Source organism: Lapidilactobacillus bayanensis, assembly GCF_003946695.1.
GTDB classification, from domain to species: domain Bacteria; phylum Bacillota; class Bacilli; order Lactobacillales; family Lactobacillaceae; genus Lapidilactobacillus; species Lapidilactobacillus bayanensis.
In genome coordinates, this window is the sequence record NZ_RHOX01000005.1 from 1 (window position 1) to 18,726 (window position 18,726).

Below are 18,726 nucleotides of genomic sequence, written 5' to 3' on the forward strand. Positions count from 1 at the left end.
ACTTACAACAAAGCTTGAGTTTGAGACGAATTGGTTTTGATTCGGCTCAAACCAATGCTCGCAGCGTTCCACCAGCGATTTACCGCAGGCACGAAGAAATGCAATATAACAGTTTTAGGTCTTGGCATTCGGTTCAAACCAATGCTCGCAGCGTTCCACCAGCGCATTTTCCGCAGGCACGAAGAACCGCAATATAACAGTTTTAGGTCTTTAATTAGAAACGCCTCAATATATACAAAAACGACCACGATATTTGTCGTGGTCGTTTAGTTAAATTATCATAAGATAAAATCAGCAAACAGAATCTACTACAAGCCAATCTTCGTCCTATTTTTAAAACCGATTATTTGGAAATGAATTGTTGAATACCCGCAAGTAAATCAATTTCGCTATTATAAATGGTGCCGTTCAGCTTGATTAAACCAGTGGTGTATAAATTTAGATAGTGGAATTGATTTTCGCAGATTTCGGCTAACGCGGCTAATTTTTTCGAGTTGTTGAAGCCTTGCTGACGTGAATCAGTGTATAAACCAAAGATGGGAATGTTTTTCGCATAAGCCACACCAATTTCACTGGCGACACCGGCATCAATGACCGGACCGTCTAGAATCGCAATCATTAAATCACTGCGTAGTACCTCATTGGTATCCGCTTGCGCAATCATCTTAGAGTCGGCATAGGCTTGTTTATCATTGATCGCCGCGTTTTCTTGTGGAAGATAAACGTCAATTTCTGGTGAAATCGCGCGAATCTTCGTGGCCAATTGTGCGTTGAAATTGACATCTGCTTGTGAGAATAAACCATTAGCAAAATAAAAATGCATTATTGTCCCTCCAAAAGCTGAATTAGTAATTAATAGTATCAGATGAATCAGTCGTATCGTTTGAGTTTTCAGTTGCCAACTCACTATTTTGATAAATATTGTCGTAAAAGGCTGCAAAGGCGAGATTATAATAAGGAATCACATAAAGTGACAATAAGCCAAAGGTGCAGATCACGCCTAAATACCACCAGAAGAAGCTTAATTGGAAGATGAATAAATCAAATTTGTGGCCGCGCATTAATTTCCAACTTAGCTTAAGTAATTCTAAGTAACCGTATTTGTCACCGACATCATAATAGAGTAGATAAACGATTCGTAGGGCATAGTCGAAGAGAATTCCGGGGATAATGAATAACATTAAACCAACTATGCTAGCAATTGACGTTAACAGATACAGCACAATGATACCTAAAAGATAGTCAAACTTAAAACCCTGAAAGGCTTTTTTGAAAGGGTGCTCCAGAACTTGGTCATCTTTGAGACGCAGCCATTCTAGTGAAGCAAAGACAATTCCCGTGTTGATAATTGTGCCGATCAAACTACCGCCGAAAGACGTGAATGGATTGATACCGCCGTTGCTAGCAGCTGAACCATCGCGGCCGGCTTTTGCAGCAGAATTAACGGCCGTGTTGACGGTATGGCGAAATGTTTCTGAAGTCAGATAGGCAGCGATGAAGACGCCAATACTGACAACCAGAATCAAACCGATTAAGATAATACCGATCATCGGTAACCAGTTGAGCGCAAACGCAGTGCCGTAATGATGTTTCATAGTTTGGCGTGCGCGTTTTTTAATTTGTGGTCGTGTTAAATAATTAGTCATTAGAATCTCCCTTCGTCTTTAAAAAGCTAGTTTTGCTATTTTAACGTAACTTTAGTTGGACGACTGCTTCAACGCGCGCTGTTTCTGGGAACATGTCGACCATTTGAATCTTTTCAACTTGATAGGCTTTCGTTAATTTGGTCAAATCACGAGCTAAAGTTGATTCATTGCAAGAAATGTAAACTATTTTTTCCGGTATTGCTGACAATAGGGTTTGAATCAAACTATCTGCTAAACCAACTCTTGGTGGGTCAACGACGACTGCAGAGAAGTAATTGCCTTCAGCTTGGAGTTTAGGCAGTTTGCTTTCCACTTTACCGGTGTAATAAATTGCGTTGGTAATCTGATTATGTTTGGCATTTTGCCGTGCATCAGCGACGGCGTCAGGAATTTCTTCAATACCGACTACTGAGTGAACTTTACTGGCGAGACTTAGACCAATCGTTCCTACACCGGCGTAAGCATCTAATAATTGATCGTCAGGTTGGGGAGCTAAGAATTTAGTCACAACTTGATAAAGTTTTTCAGTTTGGGCCAAGTTTAATTGTAGGAATGCACGGGGTGACAGTAAAAATTTTAAATCCCCTAGTTGTTCTTCAAGATAATCAGCACCAGCAAGTTTCCAAGTCTCGTCACCCCAGAATAATCCCTGTTTAGATTGATTGAGATTTTGAAAGATTCCTGTAACTTCTGGAATCTTCTCAGCAATCAGGGTTAGTAAGGGCTGTTTGTGAGGCATCTTCTTAGAATTAGTGATGAAAGTTAATTGCGCTTGGTGCCGTAATTGTGATTCGCGAACCGCCACAGCTTTAATAATCCCAGAATTAGTTTTAGCATCATAAATTGGCATCTGTAATTCAGTCAAGATTGGTAGTAAACGTCGCACAACACTTAAGGTCAGTTCACTTTGCGTGGGCATTTCCGGCAAATCGACTAAAGTTTGCGTATTTGGTTGATAGAGACCACTAATTAAAGTCCCATCAGCTAATTGCTCGATTGGAAATTGCGCCTTGTTGCGGTAGTGCCAAGGATTGTCAGCACCGATTGGTGGCAAGATTTGATAATGTTCGTAACCACGTGGCTTGAATTTCTCTAAAGCTTGTTTAATTAAATCATTCTTGTAAACAAGTTGGTCGGGATATTTAAGATGCGCAAATTCCAAACCACCAACTTTATTGCTGATTTCTGGAACGTCGGTAGCCCGCTGAGGGGATGTTTGCCGCAGCTTATGAATTTTGGCACGAATATAGCGATCAGTGACTTGTGTTGCTTCTACAACGGCAACTTCTTCTGGTAACAAGCCTGGCACAAATGTGACTTTATGTTGGAAATAGCCGATACCTTCACCATTAATGCCGATTTTATGGGCAGTAATTGGGAAACGTTGACCGACTTCGACGACAACATTATTTTGTTGTTTCATGGTTAACCTCTTTTTTATCATTCTCATGTTAAAATGATTAATGTTAGTCTAAGTATAAATGATTTCGTGCTTTAAAGCGATGTTGGAGGTAGTCAATGACTGCAAAAATTACAAAAATTACCGCACAGAAGCGTCCGGGTCGCTATAATATTTTCCTCGATGGTCAATATGCCTTTCCCGTTAGTGAAGATGTTTTGATTGATTTTGCCCTAATGAAGGATCAAGAAGTTGATGCTGAGTTAAAGAAGCAATTATTGGCGGCCGATGCTAATTCGCAAGCACATCAACTTGCCCTGAACTATTTAAGTTATCAATTACGAACGATCAAGGAAATGCGAACATATTTACACGATCACGATGTTGGTGCTGATACGATTGAAAAAATTATTGTGCAATTAACTGAACAGAAATATTTGGATGATGCTGAATACGCGAAGGCATACGTACGTACCAATATGGCGCTACATGAAAAAGGGCGGATTGTCATTGACCGTGAATTGAAACAAAAAGGTGTCGCGGCGACAGAGATTACCGATGCACTAGCGCTATATGACACTGAAACCACAGTCGAAAATGGAACAAAACTGGCTAAAAAAGTTTGGCAACGTCAGGCCAAACTAGCCCAACGTGTTCGCCAACAAAAGGTTCGGCAATCACTGCAACAAAAGGGATTTACTGGTGACGAAATCACGTTAATTTTTGAGCAGTTAGATTTTTCGGTTGATCCAGAAGATGAACACGATCTTCTCGACGAGACGGCAGCCAAAATTGTGCGCCGCTATCGCCCATTGTCAGATTCAAAGCAACGACAAAAATTCAAACAGGCACTGGCACGTAAAGGATTTAATTTCGACGACATTAATCGCTGGTTAGAAGATCATTCAGAATAATGCGTAAAAGATAGCGTGTTAAAAACTGCAGTAGGTGACTTTGAAATTTTAAAGTCAGAATCAATTAAGCTGTATTAAGTCAAAATACGCGCACTTTTATGGAATTAAATAATGGTAATCTTAAGGCCTGCTCAAACAATTACTTTTAGATTGGGCAAATTTAGCACCGGACAATGTAATTCAAACGCAGGTTTGTTATAATAATTAAGAATAGTTAAGTTCCATGAAAGTAGGTTAGATAATTGATGCAAGTTCCCAAGGAAGGGGACTATATTGCTATCCAAAGCTATAAGCATGACGGCAGTTTGCATCGCACATGGAAGGAAACAATGGTGCTCAAGACCAGCGAGAATTCATTAATCGGCTGTAACGATCACACTTTAGTTACAGAAGATGATGGTCGCCGTTGGGTTACTCGTGAGCCGGCAATTGTTTTTTTTCATAAGCATTATTGGTTTAATGTAGTCGCTATGATTCGTGACAGCGGAGTTTCTTATTATTGTAATTTAGCAACCCCTTATGCTTTAGATCGTGAGGCGTTGAAATATATCGATTACGATTTAGACATTAAGGTTTTTCCCAACGGAGAGAAACGATTGTTAGATGTCGATGAATATAAGCAACATAGTGTGTACTGGAATTATCCACCAGAGATTGATCATATTCTCAAGCAGAATGTTAAAGTGCTGGTTGATTGGATTAATCAAGGTAAGGGACCTTTTTCGCAGGCCTACATTGATATTTGGTATCGCCGTTATCAAGAATTATTGCATCGCCGTGCTTAAGTAATAGGTGCGTAATCTAGTTCTAGGAGCTGGGGATCAAAAGTCCTAGCTCTTTTTATTTTGTGCTTGGCACATTAGCGACTTTAGCGGGAGGAACGAACCATGGCTAAAAGACGGTATTCACGTAAACGTCAACAAAAATATAGTCTACCATCATTAATCGTCGTCATATTGATTGGTTTGGTCGGTTGGTATTTAAAGGGACCCAATAATCAGGACCAAACAACAACCACTAATACCAGTAGTGCCTTGACCAGTAGTAAAGTTGCTGCTGAGGCGCCAACTGCTGATGGTCAAACCAAAACAGAGGCTAACAGTGCTCCAAGTGAATTAGCTGGACTCACTTACGACCAGCAGCAAATTATCGCCGTTAATGATAATCAACCGACTTTTTCTAAAAGTGACTTAAGCTTGGCGAATGGAAGCTGGGAGCGTTATTCTGATCTTGATACATTGAATCGGGTGGGTGTTGCCAATGCAATGCTTGGCCGCGACATCATGCCAACTACTGAGCGTGAGCGATTATATATTAAGCCAACTGGTTGGCATCAACGGACGATTATAAACAATGGTCATCAAGATTCACTTTACAACCGCTGCCACTTAATTGGTTTTCAATTAACCGGTCAAAATAATAATGCTAAGAACTTGATGACAGGAACTCGTTCGCTAAATGATCCCGGCATGACCTACTATGAAAATACGGTTGCTCAATATATTCGTAAAACTAGCCATCACGTCCGCTACCAGATTCGCCCCGTATTTCGCGGTAATGATTTAGTCGCGCGGGGAATTCAAATGATGGCGCAATCCGTTGAAGATGATAAAATTAGTTTTAATGTTTACATCTTCAACGTTCAGGCGAATTACGTGATTAATTACGCCACCGGTACAAGCAGCAATGCTTAGCCTTAGTAAATGGGATAAAGCCTAGATTATTTGCTGATCGACTTAACTGTTCTAGTTGATTAAGTTTTTGGACGAGTACAATGTTACAGTTAAGGTGTTTACATTCAGATCTTTATTCCGCGCTATGTAAAATGACTGAGATTTGTTATTTTATTTCTGTTTCCAATTAATTCGAGGAGATGTCAGTCGTGAGTATTATTAAAGTTCCCCAACTAAAAATTATTGGTCAAGTTTCCTTGTCCAGTCAAATTGATCCTAATGGCAGTTTCTACAGTATGTGGCAGGAATTGGCAGCTGATCCTCAGACGGCTAAAATTGATCAACAATTATTGAAAGACTTTGGTCAGACAAATCGAGTTGGGTTAGTTGTTTTTGCACCAGAGAGCTATCTTTATTGGAGTGGTGTGGCGGTGCCAGCAGATTTCACGGTGCCGGAGAATTGGCAGTCGTATATATTGCCAGCCGGTCGTGCTTTTGAATTCCAACAAGCAGCGCCCGCATTTATGCCCCAAATTCCAGTTAATCTACTGTTGAGTAAGACCTTCGATCAGGCGAAAGCAGAAGATGTTAAGTTGCCGGAGAGTTTAGGTCACGCACAACAGCCTTACTTCTTAGAAGAATCGAAATTTACGGACATTGAGCAGATTGACCAGCAACGTTATTTAGTTTATCTCAGCGATGAAATTGAAGCGTTGGAAGATGATTTAGATTAAAGAAGATGATTTAAATTAAAAAAGAAGTGGGACGAAAACTGGATTGAGTTCGATGATTAATCACGTCGCACTATTTAACCAAGTTTTTAGTCAAATTGAACGTTGTATCAAGGCATTAGTGCTCCAGCTTTCGTCTCAAAGTAATATAAAACACAAGGCGCAATCAAAAATTTGCGCCTTGTGTTCTTTTTTGTCTAAGCTAACATGTCAGGTTCTAAAATCATTATTTTGTGGTTCTTCGCGCTTACGCCAAGGTTGCCATGGGATGTGGCGCGTTGCCGTGGCGGCGAAAGAATACTTAGCGCTGGAACGTAGTGGGCGTTGCTTGAAGCCAATTTTTGCAAAATTGTCTCCAAGACAAGCCTTCTTGTAACAGCTAAAGCTGCAACAAGAATGTCACTACTGAGCGGTATTCTTTCGCCGCCACTTAACAAACAAGAGGGCAACCTTTGCGCAAGCGCTAAATTGACAAGTGGTTAAATTGCTTCCCGGAATTTTGAGAAGTACAAACTTGAAGTTAAATCACACCATAGTATCTCTTTTGTCAGTGCCGGAGGGAAATCGCGGTCAGCTGTGAAATTGTCGTTGATGCTTTAGCATTTACGACAAGGCCGAGCTTTAAGACAATCGTAGATTGGCTTAAAGTCGAGCCCACGGCGTTCCACCAGCGCATTTCCCGCAGGCACGGAGAACCACAACATAACAGTTCTAGGTTTTGTTATTTTGATGATGCCCACAGCGTTCCACCAACGTATTTTCCGCAGGCGCGGAGAATAGCAACATAATAGTTTTAGGACTTAACGCAGAGCAATGTTTAATGCGGTAGCTCACCATATTAATATTTTGTTTCCGGTTCGCCCATTTTTAATAAATCAAAAGCCAAATAGGAACCGAGCATCACAGAGACGAACATAGCTATAATTAGCCAGCCAATTGCGGTGTCACTAATAAATTTAAAGGTGAAGAACAGACGCGTGAAATAAATCCCACAGATGCTTAAAACAGCATCAAGTCCCAAATTGAAAATTTGTAGTGGCCGATTGTGGCTAACGAGAAAGAACCGACCTAGATAACGCAACACACTTGGTTGCTTTTGTAGGACTAATAGTCCCAGTGGTTGTTGGATAATGACTTTTAACATCATCATGAAAATCGCACCAACGGCCGCGCCGACTAATAAACGCCAATAACTGGACCAGTGGATAACAAGTGCATTATAGGCTGTGCCAATTAAAAGAATTGCAAATACGTAAGGAATTAAGAAGAGAAATAAATAGGTAAAGAACAGTTTCATTTTTGACATTTAAGCTTGTCCTTTCTGATGCAGCGTTAGGATCATTTCGCGATGGCGAATGCCGGCATCAAGAAATTCTGAACGTTCGGTTAAATGGTAACCTAATTGCTGATAAAACGGGATAGCAGTTATTTGAGCATCGAGAATTAAGTAAGCGATGTTCTGAGCTTGAGCGTCTGTCGCAATGGCATTAAGTAATGCAGAGCCGTAGTGATGATGGCGGAATTCTTTGAGCGTCGCGACTCGTTGAACGTGCCAGCCATTATTTTTTGCGGGCACAATTCGCGCAGTTGTGGCTGGAACTTGTGCTAAGTAACCGACATAGTTAATGGCAATGGGATCATTTTCGTCAATCTCGATAGCTAGATCAACTTTTTGTTCAGTCACAAAGACTGTGCGACGAATCATTAAAGCATCTTGGTACGTTTTGGTTGTTAGACCTGTTTCTGATTTAATCTCCACTTGATATGACCAACTTTTTATTGTTCTTAGCATTGCGACCGAGTAATATGATAGCTATGATTGGTTAACCTAGTTTTAATGCTAGCTAATTTAAGTTTATTATAGCCTATTTCATTTCACGGAGAAAATAAAACATGATTAATAAGTTTAAAGAGTCCAAACTGTTCTTTTGGAGTGTCGAATTACTCATTATTGTGACGCTGATATTTGGCTTAAGCAAGATTTCTTTCGTCTTTACGCCAATTCAGACTTTCATAGGAACGTTATTTGGACCGTTTCTGATTGCCGGATTCTTGTATTATTTAATGAATCCACTAATCAATTTACTTGAGAAGTTTAAAATCAAACGTAATTGGGGTATTTTGATTGCCTTTCTAATTTTATTGGCCGTCATCGTTTTAGCATTCAGTGCGTTGATTCCCAATTTAACGAATCAGATTTCCAATATTGTCAGTAACCTACCCCAATTTGCGACGGATATTCAACGAGAAAGTCAGGCCTTATTAAAAAGCGACTGGGCACAGAAGTATCATTTAACGCAGTTGGTGGAACAAATGAACTTTGAACCCAAGACGTTGTATTTGCAAATTGGTAAATATTTTACTAGCAATGTCAGTAATTTTAGCTCATTAATCAGTTCGATTGGCGGAATTGCCGTTAGCGCGTTCACCATTCCGGTGATTTTGTTCTATTTACTCCACGATGGTGAGAAGCTGATTCCTAATATTCAACGTTTCTTTCCAGAAAGATTTCGCAGTGAAGTGGCAGAGTTATTGCGACAGATGAATCAAACAATTTCAACCTATTTTTCGGGTCAGTTTTTAGATATGTTATTTGTTGGTTCGTTAACATTTATCGGTTATTTAATTATTCAAATGCCTTATGCGTTGCTGTTAGGTGTTGTTGCTGGTATTTTGAATATCGTGCCATACTTAGGACCGTGGTTAGGCGTGCTGCCAGCAATTATTGTGGCGTTAACGGTGTCGTTCCCTAAAGCTATCGCGGTTGCGGTTGTCGTTATTATTGTGCAACAAGTCGATAGTAACTTGCTTTATCCCAACGTGATTGGAAAGACGTTACAGATTCATCCCTTGACGATCATTGTGCTGTTATTGGTGGCAGGAAATATGTTTGGCTTCCTAGGCATTGTGTTAGCAATTCCTGGCTATGCAGTTGTTCGTACGGTCATTCAATATTTGATTTCCTTTTATCGTTTACGCAAACGGGCGCAATCTGAAGCAGAAATTGTCGATCCCACCAGTAAAACGTCTGAAAAAACAAAATAAACTTAAATTTTGCTAGCAGAACTGTCCTGCCGTATTGAAAGCACCTATTCTGATTGGTATAATTACAATTAATAGACATAATTTTGAAAGTGAGTTGGTTAGATAATGAGTGGTGACCCGGCCAGTAGTTCGTTGGGTGGACAGATACTTTTGATCGTCATTTTAACGTTGGTTAATGCGTTTTTTGCAGCAGCGGAGATGGCGATCGTCTCAGTGAATCGAACAAAGATTGAAACAGAGGCAGAAAATGGTGATAAAAAAGCCAAGTCTCTGTTGGGTGTCATGAATGACTCAAGTGGTTTTTTGGCGACGATCCAAGTTGCCATTACCTTTGCGGGTTTTCTTTCATCTGCAAGTGCTGCAACTTCAATGGCAGGCTTATTAACGCCATTGTTTGGGAACGCGAGCTGGGCTGAACAGGCTTCAGTGATCGTGATTACGATTATTTTATCGTATGTTTCGTTAGTCTTCGGGGAATTATTCCCTAAGCAAGTCGCATTGGCTAAGGCTGAAGAGATTGCCAAGGCAAGTGTTGGACCGGTCAAAGTTGTCCGGGCCTTCTTGCGGCCGTTTGTGTGGTTGTTATCGGCATCAACTAATTTATTGGTGAAAGTAACACCAGTTGATTTAGCGAGCGAAGATAATAAGATGACGCGCGACGAAATGCTGTCCGTGATTGAACGTTCTCGTAAGACCGGCGCTTTAAATCCTGACGAATATAGCATGCTAGAAGGAATCATTCACTTCAATGACACCATGGCTCGCGAAGTCATGGTCCCAAGAACCGATGCTTTCATGGTTGATATTAATGATTCAAATAGCGAGAATATCGATAAAATTCTCAGTCAACCGTATTCACGGATTCCAGTTTATAAGGAAGATAAAGATTCTATTGTAGGTATTGTTCATATCAAGAACATTTTAAAAATGGCTCGGGAATCCGGCTTTGAACATTTGCAATTAGCAGATGTCATGTCAAAACCAATGTTTGTTCCGGAAACCATTACAATTGATGATTTGTTGCTAGAAATGCAACGAACTCATCAACAAATGGCTGTTTTGCTTGATGAATATGGCGGTGTCGTTGGTATCGCCACTATTGAAGATTTACTTGAAGAGATCGTCGGTGAGATCGATGATGAATCCGATTCAACTGAGACACTCTTCTCCAAAGTCGGCGACAGAACGTATGTCATCGCTGGCAAAATGCCGTTATCTGAATTTAATGATCAATTCAATACTGATTTAGAGAATGACGATGTTGATACGATTGCCGGCTTTGTCATCACTGAACTAGGTGCAATTCCCAATGATGGTCAACATTTAAAAGTAACGTTGGCTAATGGCATGATTCTAACAACTGGTACGATGCAGGGATCGCGAATGGAGAATGTGACCTTAATTCTGCCTGAAGAACATCACGATACCGATGATTCAGAAGAAACAACAGAAGAGGATTAGTCCAATGTGAGATCGACAATATAGTCGTCGTTTAATGATACAATTGTGAGCTGAATGAGCAGGATTTAGGACAAAATTAAAAGTAAACAAACGGTAAAGCCATCTGAGTGAAGCTAACTAATCAAGATTAGCTGGCATCAAAAAGAATCGGCAATTTTGTTTAAAATAACTAGGGTCTAAATCCCAAAAATGGATTTAGACCCTAGTTTCTTTGATACCGATTATCAGCTTGACTTTTGTCCTGATCCGTTGCTTTCGTTAAAGCAGCTTTACTAAAGGTTAGATTATTAGGAGTTTAAAAGTGGATAAAAAACAATTAGATGAAGAAGTTTCAAAGCGTCGAACATTTGCGATTATTTCGCATCCCGATGCTGGTAAAACAACAATAACTGAACAAATGTTGCTGTTTGGTGGTGTGATTCGCCAGGCAGGAACTGTTAAAGGTAAGAAGAGCGGCAACTTTGCCACATCCGACTGGATGGAAATCGAAAAGAAACGTGGTATTTCAGTTACCAGTTCCGTGATGCAATTTGATTTTGACGGCAAACGGGTTAATATTTTGGACACGCCTGGGCATGAGGACTTCTCTGAAGATACTTATCGAACGTTGATGGCCGTCGATGCTGCCGTCATGGTGATTGATTCGGCGAAAGGTATTGAGCCACAGACTAAGAAGTTGTTCAAAGTTGTCAAACAACGGGGCATTCCCATCTTCACTTTCATGAACAAATTAGATCGTGATGGTCGTGAACCGTTAGATTTAATTGCAGAACTGGAAGATTTATTAGATATCGAAGGCGTCGCGATGAATTGGCCAATGGGTATGGGTAAGGGTCTTAAAGGCCTTTATGATATTTACGGTCACCAAATTGAGTTGTATCGTCCTGAGAGTGCAGCTCAGCGTTTCATTCCTTTAAATAAAGAGACAGGTGAAATTGATGGTGCTAATTCATTAAAGGAAGATTCGATTTATCAACAAACGCTTGATGAGATTGAATTATTAGCGGAAGCTGGCAACACCTTCAATTTAGATAAAATTGCGGCGGGTAATCAAACACCGATTTACTTTGGTTCTGCTCTAACCAATTTTGGCGTCCAAACTTTCTTAAAGAGCTTTTTGAGTATGGCCCCAGCACCAGCTAGTCATCAACTACAAGATGGTGCAGTTGTTGCTGCTGATGAACCAGAGTTTTCTGGCTTTGTTTTCAAAATTCAGGCGAATATGAATCCTGCGCATCGTGATCGAATTGCCTTCGTCAGGGTCTGCTCTGGTGAGTTTGCAAAAGGAATGACCGTTGCACTGGCGCGAACAGGGAAAGATTTACGTTTGAATAACGCGACGGAATTCATGTCAGCACAACGTGAACAAGTTAGTTCTGCGGTAGCAGGCGATATTGTCGGCCTATATGATACTGGTAATTTCCAGATTGGTGATAGTATTTATTCTGGCAAGCAAAAAATCGAATTTGAAAAACTACCACAATTTACACCTGAACTTTTCGTTGAAGTCACTGCTAAAAATGTGATGAAACAAAAATCATTCCACAAAGGGATGCAACAGTTGGTTCAAGAAGGCGCGGTGCAGCTATATAAAACTTATACGACCGACGATTATATTTTAGGTGCAGTTGGTCAATTGCAGTTTGAAGTTTTCCAATATCGAATGATGCATGAATATAATTCAGAAGTTGTCATGAAGCCGATTGGTGCGCGAACTGCTCGCTGGATTAATCCGGAACAATTAGATACGAAGATGTCATCAAGTCGTAATCTATTAGTTAAGGACCTGCAGGGTCAGCCATTGTTCCTATTTGAAAATCGTTTTGCAGAAAATTGGTTCAAAGATAAATATCCAGATGTTCAATTAACAGCAAAACTTTAAAAAACTAAAAGGAGCCGGAATAAAAAATTCCAGCTCCTTTTAGTTTGCGTTGTTATGTGATGAAAACCTGAGTACGAATGTCTGAACTCAAACTAACTTTTATCTAGCACCATTGTTTAGTGATTAATTAGGGGATAGCCAATCGATTTCATAACATTTTTGGCTATTCGATCATTATGCGGTAAAATAACAATATAGAATTAAAGGATACTAAATGCGCTCAATGCACCAAGGACGACACCGGCAATTGTGATGATAATCATCAGCCAAACGAAAAACTTGGTAATTTTACTAAATGTACTGGTTTTTTTCTTTTTCAAAACTGCACCTCATTTATCTTTGCTATTATTCTACTGTAATTATTTTGATTTTTCAATAACTCTTGAATTATATTGCGAAAGTAGGCCGTTATGCAAATTAAGTATTTAATCTGGAGCTTGATTATTTTAATTATTGGCGGTGTCATTAGCTTTTTTGTGTTGCCTATTTTTAAGCGTGGTATTAGTAAGAAATGGCGTCTTTATGATGCTTGGCCGCCGTTTATGATTAGTGCGACTGCAGTCTTGGCAGCAAGTCGCCAAATTTCTTCAACAGCGTCGTTTATCCTAATTGATATTTGTGCGCTAGCACTAATTTATGCGATTTATTTGGCGGTGGTACCTCGAGCAATTAATTGGCGCCGCTTCATCCTAATAATTTGGCGTTGTTCGCTACTGATTTCGTTGTTCTGGTATGTATTTGTCTTTGTTTGGGTGCTTGCTGTATAACAGTTAGATTGTATTAATGTTACGATTGTTTTACAAAATTATAAAAGTGGTTCAGCCCTTGCTAACAAGGGCTTTTTTGCTGCTTTAAAAAAGTGGTGGGTTTTGGAAATCAAGTGGTTAATAGTGGGGGAATGTGGTAAACTTTATTCATGACAGGTGGTGAGACAATGTTAATGGGTGAATTTCATCACACGATTGATAGTAAAGGTCGCGTGATTATGCCAGCAAAATTCCGCGCCGATTTAGGCGAAACGTTTATTTTGACGCGTGGTATGGATGGCTGCTTGTTTGGATATCCAATGGCAAAATGGCAACAAATTGAACAAAAACTTGATAGTTTGCCACTGACTAAGAAAGACGCCCGGGCCTTTGTCCGTTTCTTTTACTCTGCTGCCACCGAGAATGAAGTAGATAAACAGGGTCGTATTAACATTGCCGCACCATTATTCAAATTTGCTAAGTTACAAAAGAATTGTGTCATCGTCGGTGTTTCAGACCGGATTGAAATTTGGGATGAAGCACGTTGGGAAGAAGTTAATCAAGAAGCTGAAGAGAATTTTGACGAAATTTCTGAAAATTTAATGGATTTTAATCTTTAAGGGGTCGCCATGTTTAAACATACAACAGTACTTCTTGAAGAAACAGTCAGTGGGTTAGCACCGCACGATAATGGTATTTATGTTGATGCCACTTTTGGTGGTGGTGGTCATACGCGGGAGTTACTGTCACGGTTTAAAGGCGGTCAAGTGATTGCATTTGATCAAGATGATCAAGCATTAATCAATGGTCGTGAACTTCTAGAACATGATCCAACTTTTGCAGACGCTAAACGGGTAACCTTAGTTAAAGCTAATTTTCGGGTGCTACGTGAAGAATTAGCACAACTAAATATTCAGCATGTTGATGGCATTATGTACGATCTGGGTGTTTCTTCACCGCAGCTTGATGAACAGCAACGCGGTTTTAGCTATCGACTTGAAGCACCACTAGACATGCGCATGAATCAAGATCAAGCATTAACGGCAAATACAATTGTTAATGAATGGTCGTTCCAAGATCTACGGCGCATTATTGAGCGATATGGTGAAGAACGATTTGCGAAACAAATTGCTCGTGCTATTGAACGTGAACGGGACATTAAACCGATTCAAACAACAACTGAATTAGCAGAAATCATTAAGAATGCAATCCCCGCCGCAACTCGGCGTACTGGTGGTCATCCGGCTAAACGAACTTTTCAGGCAATCCGCATTGCGGTAAATGATGAGCTGGGTGCCTTGCAAGATAGTTTGGATGAAGCTGTTGAGCTCCTAGCGGTTGGTGGCCGGTTAAGCGTGATTACCTTCCAATCATTGGAAGATCGTATCGTCAAACAAACCATGAAGAAGAACTCTGAGATTGATATTCCTGCTGGTTTACCAATAATTCCACCAGAATTACAACCTAGGCTCAAGTTAGTTAATCGCAAACCGATTACACCTAGCGAAGCAGAATTAGCGGTGAATCATCGAGCACATAGCGCCAAGTTAAGAATTGCCGAAAAGATGAAATTATAATCGATAAAACAATGGAGTAGACATAATATGGACAGCACAGTAAGAAAAATTCAACCCAACATCACACCAGAAATTACTCCAGAAATTGTAACTCAAGCGCAACCGCTTGAGTTACCACAGATTGAAGTTAAGCAAAAAGTTCGCTTCTCGGCGTTTGAAAAAGTGATGGCCAGCGTCATTGCAGCAATTGCTGTTATCATGATGGTTGCACTGGTACATACGACGGTCAGTGTTTCTGCAAGTCAACGTCAACTCCAAGATGTTCAAACATCAATTACAAAAGTCAAAACGGCCAATACGGATTTGCAGCAAGAAATTGGTGAGTTATCTAGCTCTGATCGCTTAGCAGCATATGCTAAGAAAAATGGCCTGACTTTTAAAGAAGCAAACGTTAGGAATGTTACTAAATGAAACAGTTCAGCCAAAATGATCAGCAAAAGAGTAGGAGGACACGCCGTAATCGTGTAATAGTCGGATTGATTCTGATTGTTGCGATGAGTGCTGTACTCCTGCTTTTTATTTCCAGATTTGCCTATATTGCGACTAGTGGACACGTTGGCAGTGTGGATCTGACGAAAAAATCAGAGCAGAAATATAGTCAAAACAAAGTGCTTTTAGGTAAACGTGGGACAATTTATGATGTTAATGGCAATATTATTGCTGAGGATTCTAATGTCTACTCTGTTTATGCTGTTTTAGATACGAAATATAACGATACCGCCGGCAAGCCGCTGCATGTGGTTAACAAGAAAAAAACGGCTAAGGTTCTCAGTCAATATTTACCATTATCTCAGAAAAAGATTCTAACGTTTTTGAATAAAAAAAATCAGTTTCAAGTGGAATTCGGCAGTGCAGGTAAAAATCTTAGTTTAAACACCAAGAAAAAAATTGAGGCAGAAAAATTACCTGGTATTCAATTTACCGATACACCCTCGCGGTTATATCCTAACGGCACTTTTGCCTCACATATTGTTGGCTTGGCGCAGCTCTCAACGGCCAATCAGAAAGCAACGAAGCGTGATGCAACGACTACTAATGAGAAGTTAACTGGCATTCTAGGCGTTGAAAAGTATTTCAACAATATTTTGGCGGGAACCAATGGCGTACAGACTTCTAAGCGGGATACGTTTGGTTATGAAATTCCTAATTCCAAGGTGGTGACTAAACAGCCTAAAGATGGCTCATCAGTTTATTTGACGCTTGATGCGCGTTTGCAAAGTTATTTAGAGCAACTAATGACCAGCGCTCAAGAAAAATATAAGCCGGTTAAATTAACCGCAGTTTTGATGAATGCTAAGACTGGTAAAATCATTGCTGCTTCACAACGACCGACTTTTAACGCCTCAACGAAAAAAGGAATTGGCTCAATGTGGCGGGATAGTTTAGTTGAAGATGCTTATGAACCGGGTTCTGTCTTTAAACTATTAACAATTAGTTCTGCAATTGATGCTGGTACTTATCAACCTAACAAGTATTATAAATCTGGTTCGGTTAAAGTTGGTGATCGGACGATTTATGACTGGAACAAAAATGGTTGGGGCTGGATTCCGTTTTACCAGGCGATCCCACGCTCAAGTAATACTGGCTTAGTTCAGATTGAACAGCAATTAGGAGCTAAGAAGTATGCGAAATATTTGAAGAAGTTCCATGTTGGTGAAAAGACGGGGATTACTTTACCTGGTGAAGTAAGTGGTAACTTGAATCTTAAATCAGCAGTTTCACAGGCAACAACTGCTTTTGGTCAAGGTGTTGATGTCACTGTTGTGCAAATGATGCAATACCTTTCTGCAATTGCAAATAACGGGACGATGGTGCAGCCACAGATTGTTGATCATACCGTTAGCAGTACTGGCAAGGTCAAAGATTATGATACGAAAGTTGTAGGTCATCCCATCAAGGCTAGCACTGCTAAAAAAGTTCGTAAGATAATGGAACAAGTTGTCACTGCAGATTATGGGACGGGCCGTGCCTACAAGATTCCCGGTTATCAGATCGCGGTTAAAACTGGTACGGCGCAGCTAGCTGGTTCTAATGGTAGTTATCTAACTGGTAGCGGTGATTACATTTTCTCTGTTGCGGGAATGGCGCCGGCTAAAGACCCTAAGTATATTTTGTACGTTACCATGCAACAGCCGAAAAATATGACGGCTTCAGAATCACAAATGATGAGTTCCATTTTTAATCCTTTGATGAAACGGGCTTTGAAGTCAGAGGTGAGCGACAGTGATCTCAATGCTAATTCGATTTCAATGCCAAAGCTAACAGACTTAACGATGAGTTCTGCTAAAACAAAGTTGCAAGCTTTAGGCTTAACGGTTTCGCAAGTTGGTACTGGAAGCAAAGTTGTCCAACAGCTACCGGTTGCTGGTGAAAAGGTCATTAAGAATCAACGCGTCGTTTTATTGACAGAAGGTGCCATGACTATGCCAAACGTTAAAGGCTGGTCGAAAAACGATGTTTTGAAGTTGGCCGAAATAACCGGACGTGATTTCAAATTGAGCGGGACAGGTTACGCAGCTTCACAAAGCGTTAAAGCTGGAAGTGTCATTCCCAGTACTGGTACTGTGACGATTAAATTAAAAGAACCTGATTGAGTCATGCAACATACCGAATTGAATCACTAAGCAATTAAAATTAAGTCAAAGAATGACGATCAAAATAATTGGAGCGAAAATACTCATGATATATCCACTAATAGCGTTACTGGCTACATTTGTATTAACTGCCATTGCCATGCCCTACTTCATTAAATATTTACGACGACATGATGAAGGGCAACAAATTCGTGATGAAGGGCCAAAATGGCATGAGAAAAAATCTGGCACACCAACAATGGGTGGTCTCATTTTCTTAATTGCAATTTTAATTGTGAGCTTGATTGTTGGCTTACTAATGAAGCAAGTTAACACAACGTTATGGTTATTTACCTTGGTCATTTTCTTATACGGAGCCATTGGTTTTGCGGATGATTCTGTTAAGTTAGCGATGAAACGTAACTTGGGTTTAACAGCTAGACAAAAGTTCAGCGCGCAAGTTATTACTGCCGTGATTTTCTTGATTATTTATTTCCATGATCAAATGCCAACAACATTATCACTGCCGTTCTTTGGCACGAGTCATTCTGCTGTTCTATTCGCTATCTTTGTTGCTTTTTGGATTGTTGGGTTTTCCAATGCGGTTAATTTAACTGACGGTTTGGATGGCTTAGTTGGTGGCTTAGGTATTTTTTCTTATGGAACTTATGCGATTATCGCAGCTCGACAAAATAACAAAGTGGTCCTAATGATTTGTTTGGCAGTTGTTGGCGGTTTGCTGGCCTTTTTGATCTTTAATCATTTGCCAGCGAAGATTTTCATGGGCGATACAGGTTCATTGGCCTTGGGTGGTGGTTTAGCAGCCATCTCAATTATTCTCGAACGACCTTGGTCATTATTGTTGATTGGCATTGTCTATGTCATTGAAACGGCTTCGGTTATTTTGCAAGTCTTTTCATTCAAGACCTTTCATAAACGTATTTTCAAAATGTCGCCAATCCATCATCATTTTGAGATAATTTGGGGCAAAGGTTCAGAGGAAAAAGTTGTTTTGGCATTTTGGTCAGTAGGTTTAATTGGCTCGATTGTTTATTTATTATTGTTCTTATAGAGGTGCG

Annotated in this window: 20 protein-coding genes; 14 read left to right on the plus strand and 6 right to left on the minus strand. The window is 40.1% G+C overall.

What is annotated here, in order from left to right; all coding sequences use genetic code 11:
* On the plus strand, positions 1–197 hold a 197-nt coding region (locus EKM65_RS11425; protein ID WP_225420380.1), incomplete at its 5' end, for a hypothetical protein.
* A gap of 146 nt (positions 198–343) precedes the next feature.
* Here the strand turns inward: EKM65_RS11425 and EKM65_RS02735 are convergent.
* From EKM65_RS02735 to rlmD, 3 genes are read right to left on the minus strand one after another with little or no spacing between them, the layout of a single operon-like run.
* Complete coding sequence (locus EKM65_RS02735; protein WP_125605265.1) at positions 344–823, minus strand: nucleoside 2-deoxyribosyltransferase; 480 nt, start codon at positions 821–823, stop codon at positions 344–346.
* Positions 824–845: 22 nt separating this feature from the next.
* On the minus strand, positions 846–1,646 hold the full coding sequence (locus EKM65_RS02740; protein WP_125605267.1) for a DUF975 family protein: 801 nt from the start codon (positions 1,644–1,646) through the stop codon (positions 846–848).
* A 40-nt stretch (positions 1,647–1,686) separates the two neighbouring features.
* Positions 1,687–3,069, minus strand: coding sequence for a 23S rRNA (uracil(1939)-C(5))-methyltransferase RlmD (rlmD, locus tag EKM65_RS02745; RefSeq protein ID WP_125605269.1), 1,383 nt, complete (start codon positions 3,067–3,069; stop codon positions 1,687–1,689).
* Between the two features lie 95 nt (positions 3,070–3,164).
* Here rlmD and recX point away from each other — a divergent pair, with 95 nt between their 5' ends.
* The 4 genes from recX to EKM65_RS02765 all read left to right on the plus strand — a co-directional run bounded on the left by recX (position 3,165) and on the right by EKM65_RS02765 (position 6,366).
* Complete coding sequence (gene recX / locus EKM65_RS02750) at positions 3,165–3,959, plus strand: recombination regulator RecX (protein WP_125605271.1); 795 nt, start codon at positions 3,165–3,167, stop codon at positions 3,957–3,959.
* A 245-nt stretch (positions 3,960–4,204) separates the two neighbouring features.
* Positions 4,205–4,744, plus strand: coding sequence for a nucleoside tri-diphosphate phosphatase (gene ntdP / locus EKM65_RS02755; RefSeq protein ID WP_125605441.1), 540 nt, complete (start codon positions 4,205–4,207; stop codon positions 4,742–4,744).
* 102 nt (positions 4,745–4,846) lie between these two features.
* On the plus strand, positions 4,847–5,653 hold the full coding sequence (locus tag EKM65_RS02760) for a DNA/RNA non-specific endonuclease (protein WP_125605273.1): 807 nt from the start codon (positions 4,847–4,849) through the stop codon (positions 5,651–5,653).
* 188 nt (positions 5,654–5,841) lie between these two features.
* Positions 5,842–6,366 carry a hypothetical protein gene (locus EKM65_RS02765; RefSeq protein WP_125605275.1) on the plus strand — a complete coding sequence of 175 codons (525 nt, stop codon included), beginning with the start codon at positions 5,842–5,844 and terminating at the stop codon, positions 6,364–6,366.
* A gap of 835 nt (positions 6,367–7,201) precedes the next feature.
* On the opposite strand, the gene EKM65_RS02770 is transcribed toward EKM65_RS02765, so the two are convergent.
* A complete protein-coding gene (locus EKM65_RS02770; RefSeq protein WP_125605276.1) occupies positions 7,202–7,669 on the minus strand; it encodes a hypothetical protein in 468 nt (155 codons plus the stop codon).
* Positions 7,670–8,122, minus strand: coding sequence for a GNAT family N-acetyltransferase (locus EKM65_RS02775; protein WP_125605278.1), 453 nt, complete (start codon positions 8,120–8,122; stop codon positions 7,670–7,672). It abuts the gene before it with no gap.
* A 134-nt stretch (positions 8,123–8,256) separates the two neighbouring features.
* Between EKM65_RS02775 and EKM65_RS02780 the strand changes: the two genes are divergently transcribed.
* The 3 genes from EKM65_RS02780 to EKM65_RS02790 all read left to right on the plus strand — a co-directional run bounded on the left by EKM65_RS02780 (position 8,257) and on the right by EKM65_RS02790 (position 12,751).
* Positions 8,257–9,408 carry an AI-2E family transporter gene (locus EKM65_RS02780; protein ID WP_125605280.1) on the plus strand — a complete coding sequence of 384 codons (1,152 nt, stop codon included), beginning with the start codon at positions 8,257–8,259 and terminating at the stop codon, positions 9,406–9,408.
* A gap of 105 nt (positions 9,409–9,513) precedes the next feature.
* Entirely contained in the window at positions 9,514–10,869 is a 1,356-nt protein-coding gene (locus EKM65_RS02785; protein ID WP_125605282.1) for a hemolysin family protein, read from the plus strand.
* A 301-nt stretch (positions 10,870–11,170) separates the two neighbouring features.
* The gene (locus EKM65_RS02790; protein ID WP_125605285.1) at positions 11,171–12,751 is read left to right on the plus strand and encodes a peptide chain release factor 3; all 1,581 of its coding nucleotides are present in this window, start codon (positions 11,171–11,173) and stop codon (positions 12,749–12,751) included.
* Positions 12,752–12,951: 200 nt separating this feature from the next.
* On the opposite strand, the gene EKM65_RS02795 is transcribed toward EKM65_RS02790, so the two are convergent.
* On the minus strand, positions 12,952–13,071 hold the full coding sequence (locus EKM65_RS02795; protein WP_125605287.1) for a DUF4044 domain-containing protein: 120 nt from the start codon (positions 13,069–13,071) through the stop codon (positions 12,952–12,954).
* A 90-nt stretch (positions 13,072–13,161) separates the two neighbouring features.
* On the opposite strand from EKM65_RS02795, the gene EKM65_RS02800 reads away from it, so the two are divergent.
* The 6 genes from EKM65_RS02800 to mraY all read left to right on the plus strand — a co-directional run bounded on the left by EKM65_RS02800 (position 13,162) and on the right by mraY (position 18,719).
* A complete protein-coding gene (locus EKM65_RS02800; protein WP_125605289.1) occupies positions 13,162–13,518 on the plus strand; it encodes a DUF3397 family protein in 357 nt (118 codons plus the stop codon).
* 167 nt (positions 13,519–13,685) lie between these two features.
* Positions 13,686–14,117, plus strand: a complete 432-nt coding sequence (gene mraZ / locus EKM65_RS02805) for a division/cell wall cluster transcriptional repressor MraZ (protein ID WP_125605291.1) — start codon at positions 13,686–13,688, stop codon at positions 14,115–14,117.
* 9 nt (positions 14,118–14,126) lie between these two features.
* Positions 14,127–15,074: a 16S rRNA (cytosine(1402)-N(4))-methyltransferase RsmH gene (gene rsmH, locus EKM65_RS02810; RefSeq protein ID WP_125605293.1), complete on the plus strand. Its 948-nt coding sequence runs from the start codon at positions 14,127–14,129 to the stop codon at positions 15,072–15,074.
* A 27-nt stretch (positions 15,075–15,101) separates the two neighbouring features.
* Positions 15,102–15,485 carry a cell division protein FtsL gene (gene ftsL / locus EKM65_RS02815; RefSeq protein WP_125605295.1) on the plus strand — a complete coding sequence of 128 codons (384 nt, stop codon included), beginning with the start codon at positions 15,102–15,104 and terminating at the stop codon, positions 15,483–15,485.
* Positions 15,482–17,668: a penicillin-binding protein gene (locus tag EKM65_RS02820; RefSeq protein ID WP_125605297.1), complete on the plus strand. Its 2,187-nt coding sequence runs from the start codon at positions 15,482–15,484 to the stop codon at positions 17,666–17,668. Before ftsL ends, EKM65_RS02820 begins: the two co-directional genes overlap by 4 nt.
* Positions 17,669–17,753: 85 nt before the next feature.
* Positions 17,754–18,719 (plus strand): phospho-N-acetylmuramoyl-pentapeptide-transferase, encoded by a 966-nt coding sequence (gene mraY, locus EKM65_RS02825; protein ID WP_125605299.1) that lies wholly within the window; start codon positions 17,754–17,756, stop codon positions 18,717–18,719.
* Positions 18,720–18,726: the final 7 nt, after the last annotated feature.

What these genes read in the sequence shown, in the direction of transcription:
- EKM65_RS02780 (WP_125605280.1), top strand. Translation starts at nt 8,257, where the DNA reads ATGATTAATAAGTTTAAAGAGTCCAAACTGTTCTTTTGGAGTGTCGAA.
- EKM65_RS02770 (WP_125605276.1), bottom strand. Translation starts at nt 7,669, where the DNA reads ATGTCAAAAATGAAACTGTTCTTTACCTATTTATTTCTCTTCTTAATT.
- EKM65_RS02740 (WP_125605267.1), bottom strand. Translation starts at nt 1,646, where the DNA reads ATGACTAATTATTTAACACGACCACAAATTAAAAAACGCGCACGCCAA.
- EKM65_RS02785 (WP_125605282.1), top strand. Translation starts at nt 9,514, where the DNA reads ATGAGTGGTGACCCGGCCAGTAGTTCGTTGGGTGGACAGATACTTTTG.
- mraZ (WP_125605291.1), top strand. Translation starts at nt 13,686, where the DNA reads ATGTTAATGGGTGAATTTCATCACACGATTGATAGTAAAGGTCGCGTG.
- EKM65_RS02735 (WP_125605265.1), bottom strand. Translation starts at nt 823, where the DNA reads ATGCATTTTTATTTTGCTAATGGTTTATTCTCACAAGCAGATGTCAAT.
- ntdP (WP_125605441.1), top strand. Translation starts at nt 4,205, where the DNA reads ATGCAAGTTCCCAAGGAAGGGGACTATATTGCTATCCAAAGCTATAAG.
- EKM65_RS02800 (WP_125605289.1), top strand. Translation starts at nt 13,162, where the DNA reads ATGCAAATTAAGTATTTAATCTGGAGCTTGATTATTTTAATTATTGGC.
- EKM65_RS02820 (WP_125605297.1), top strand. Translation starts at nt 15,482, where the DNA reads ATGAAACAGTTCAGCCAAAATGATCAGCAAAAGAGTAGGAGGACACGC.
- rlmD (WP_125605269.1), bottom strand. Translation starts at nt 3,069, where the DNA reads ATGAAACAACAAAATAATGTTGTCGTCGAAGTCGGTCAACGTTTCCCA.
- rsmH (WP_125605293.1), top strand. Translation starts at nt 14,127, where the DNA reads ATGTTTAAACATACAACAGTACTTCTTGAAGAAACAGTCAGTGGGTTA.
- mraY (WP_125605299.1), top strand. Translation starts at nt 17,754, where the DNA reads ATGATATATCCACTAATAGCGTTACTGGCTACATTTGTATTAACTGCC.
- EKM65_RS02760 (WP_125605273.1), top strand. Translation starts at nt 4,847, where the DNA reads ATGGCTAAAAGACGGTATTCACGTAAACGTCAACAAAAATATAGTCTA.
- ftsL (WP_125605295.1), top strand. Translation starts at nt 15,102, where the DNA reads ATGGACAGCACAGTAAGAAAAATTCAACCCAACATCACACCAGAAATT.
- recX (WP_125605271.1), top strand. Translation starts at nt 3,165, where the DNA reads ATGACTGCAAAAATTACAAAAATTACCGCACAGAAGCGTCCGGGTCGC.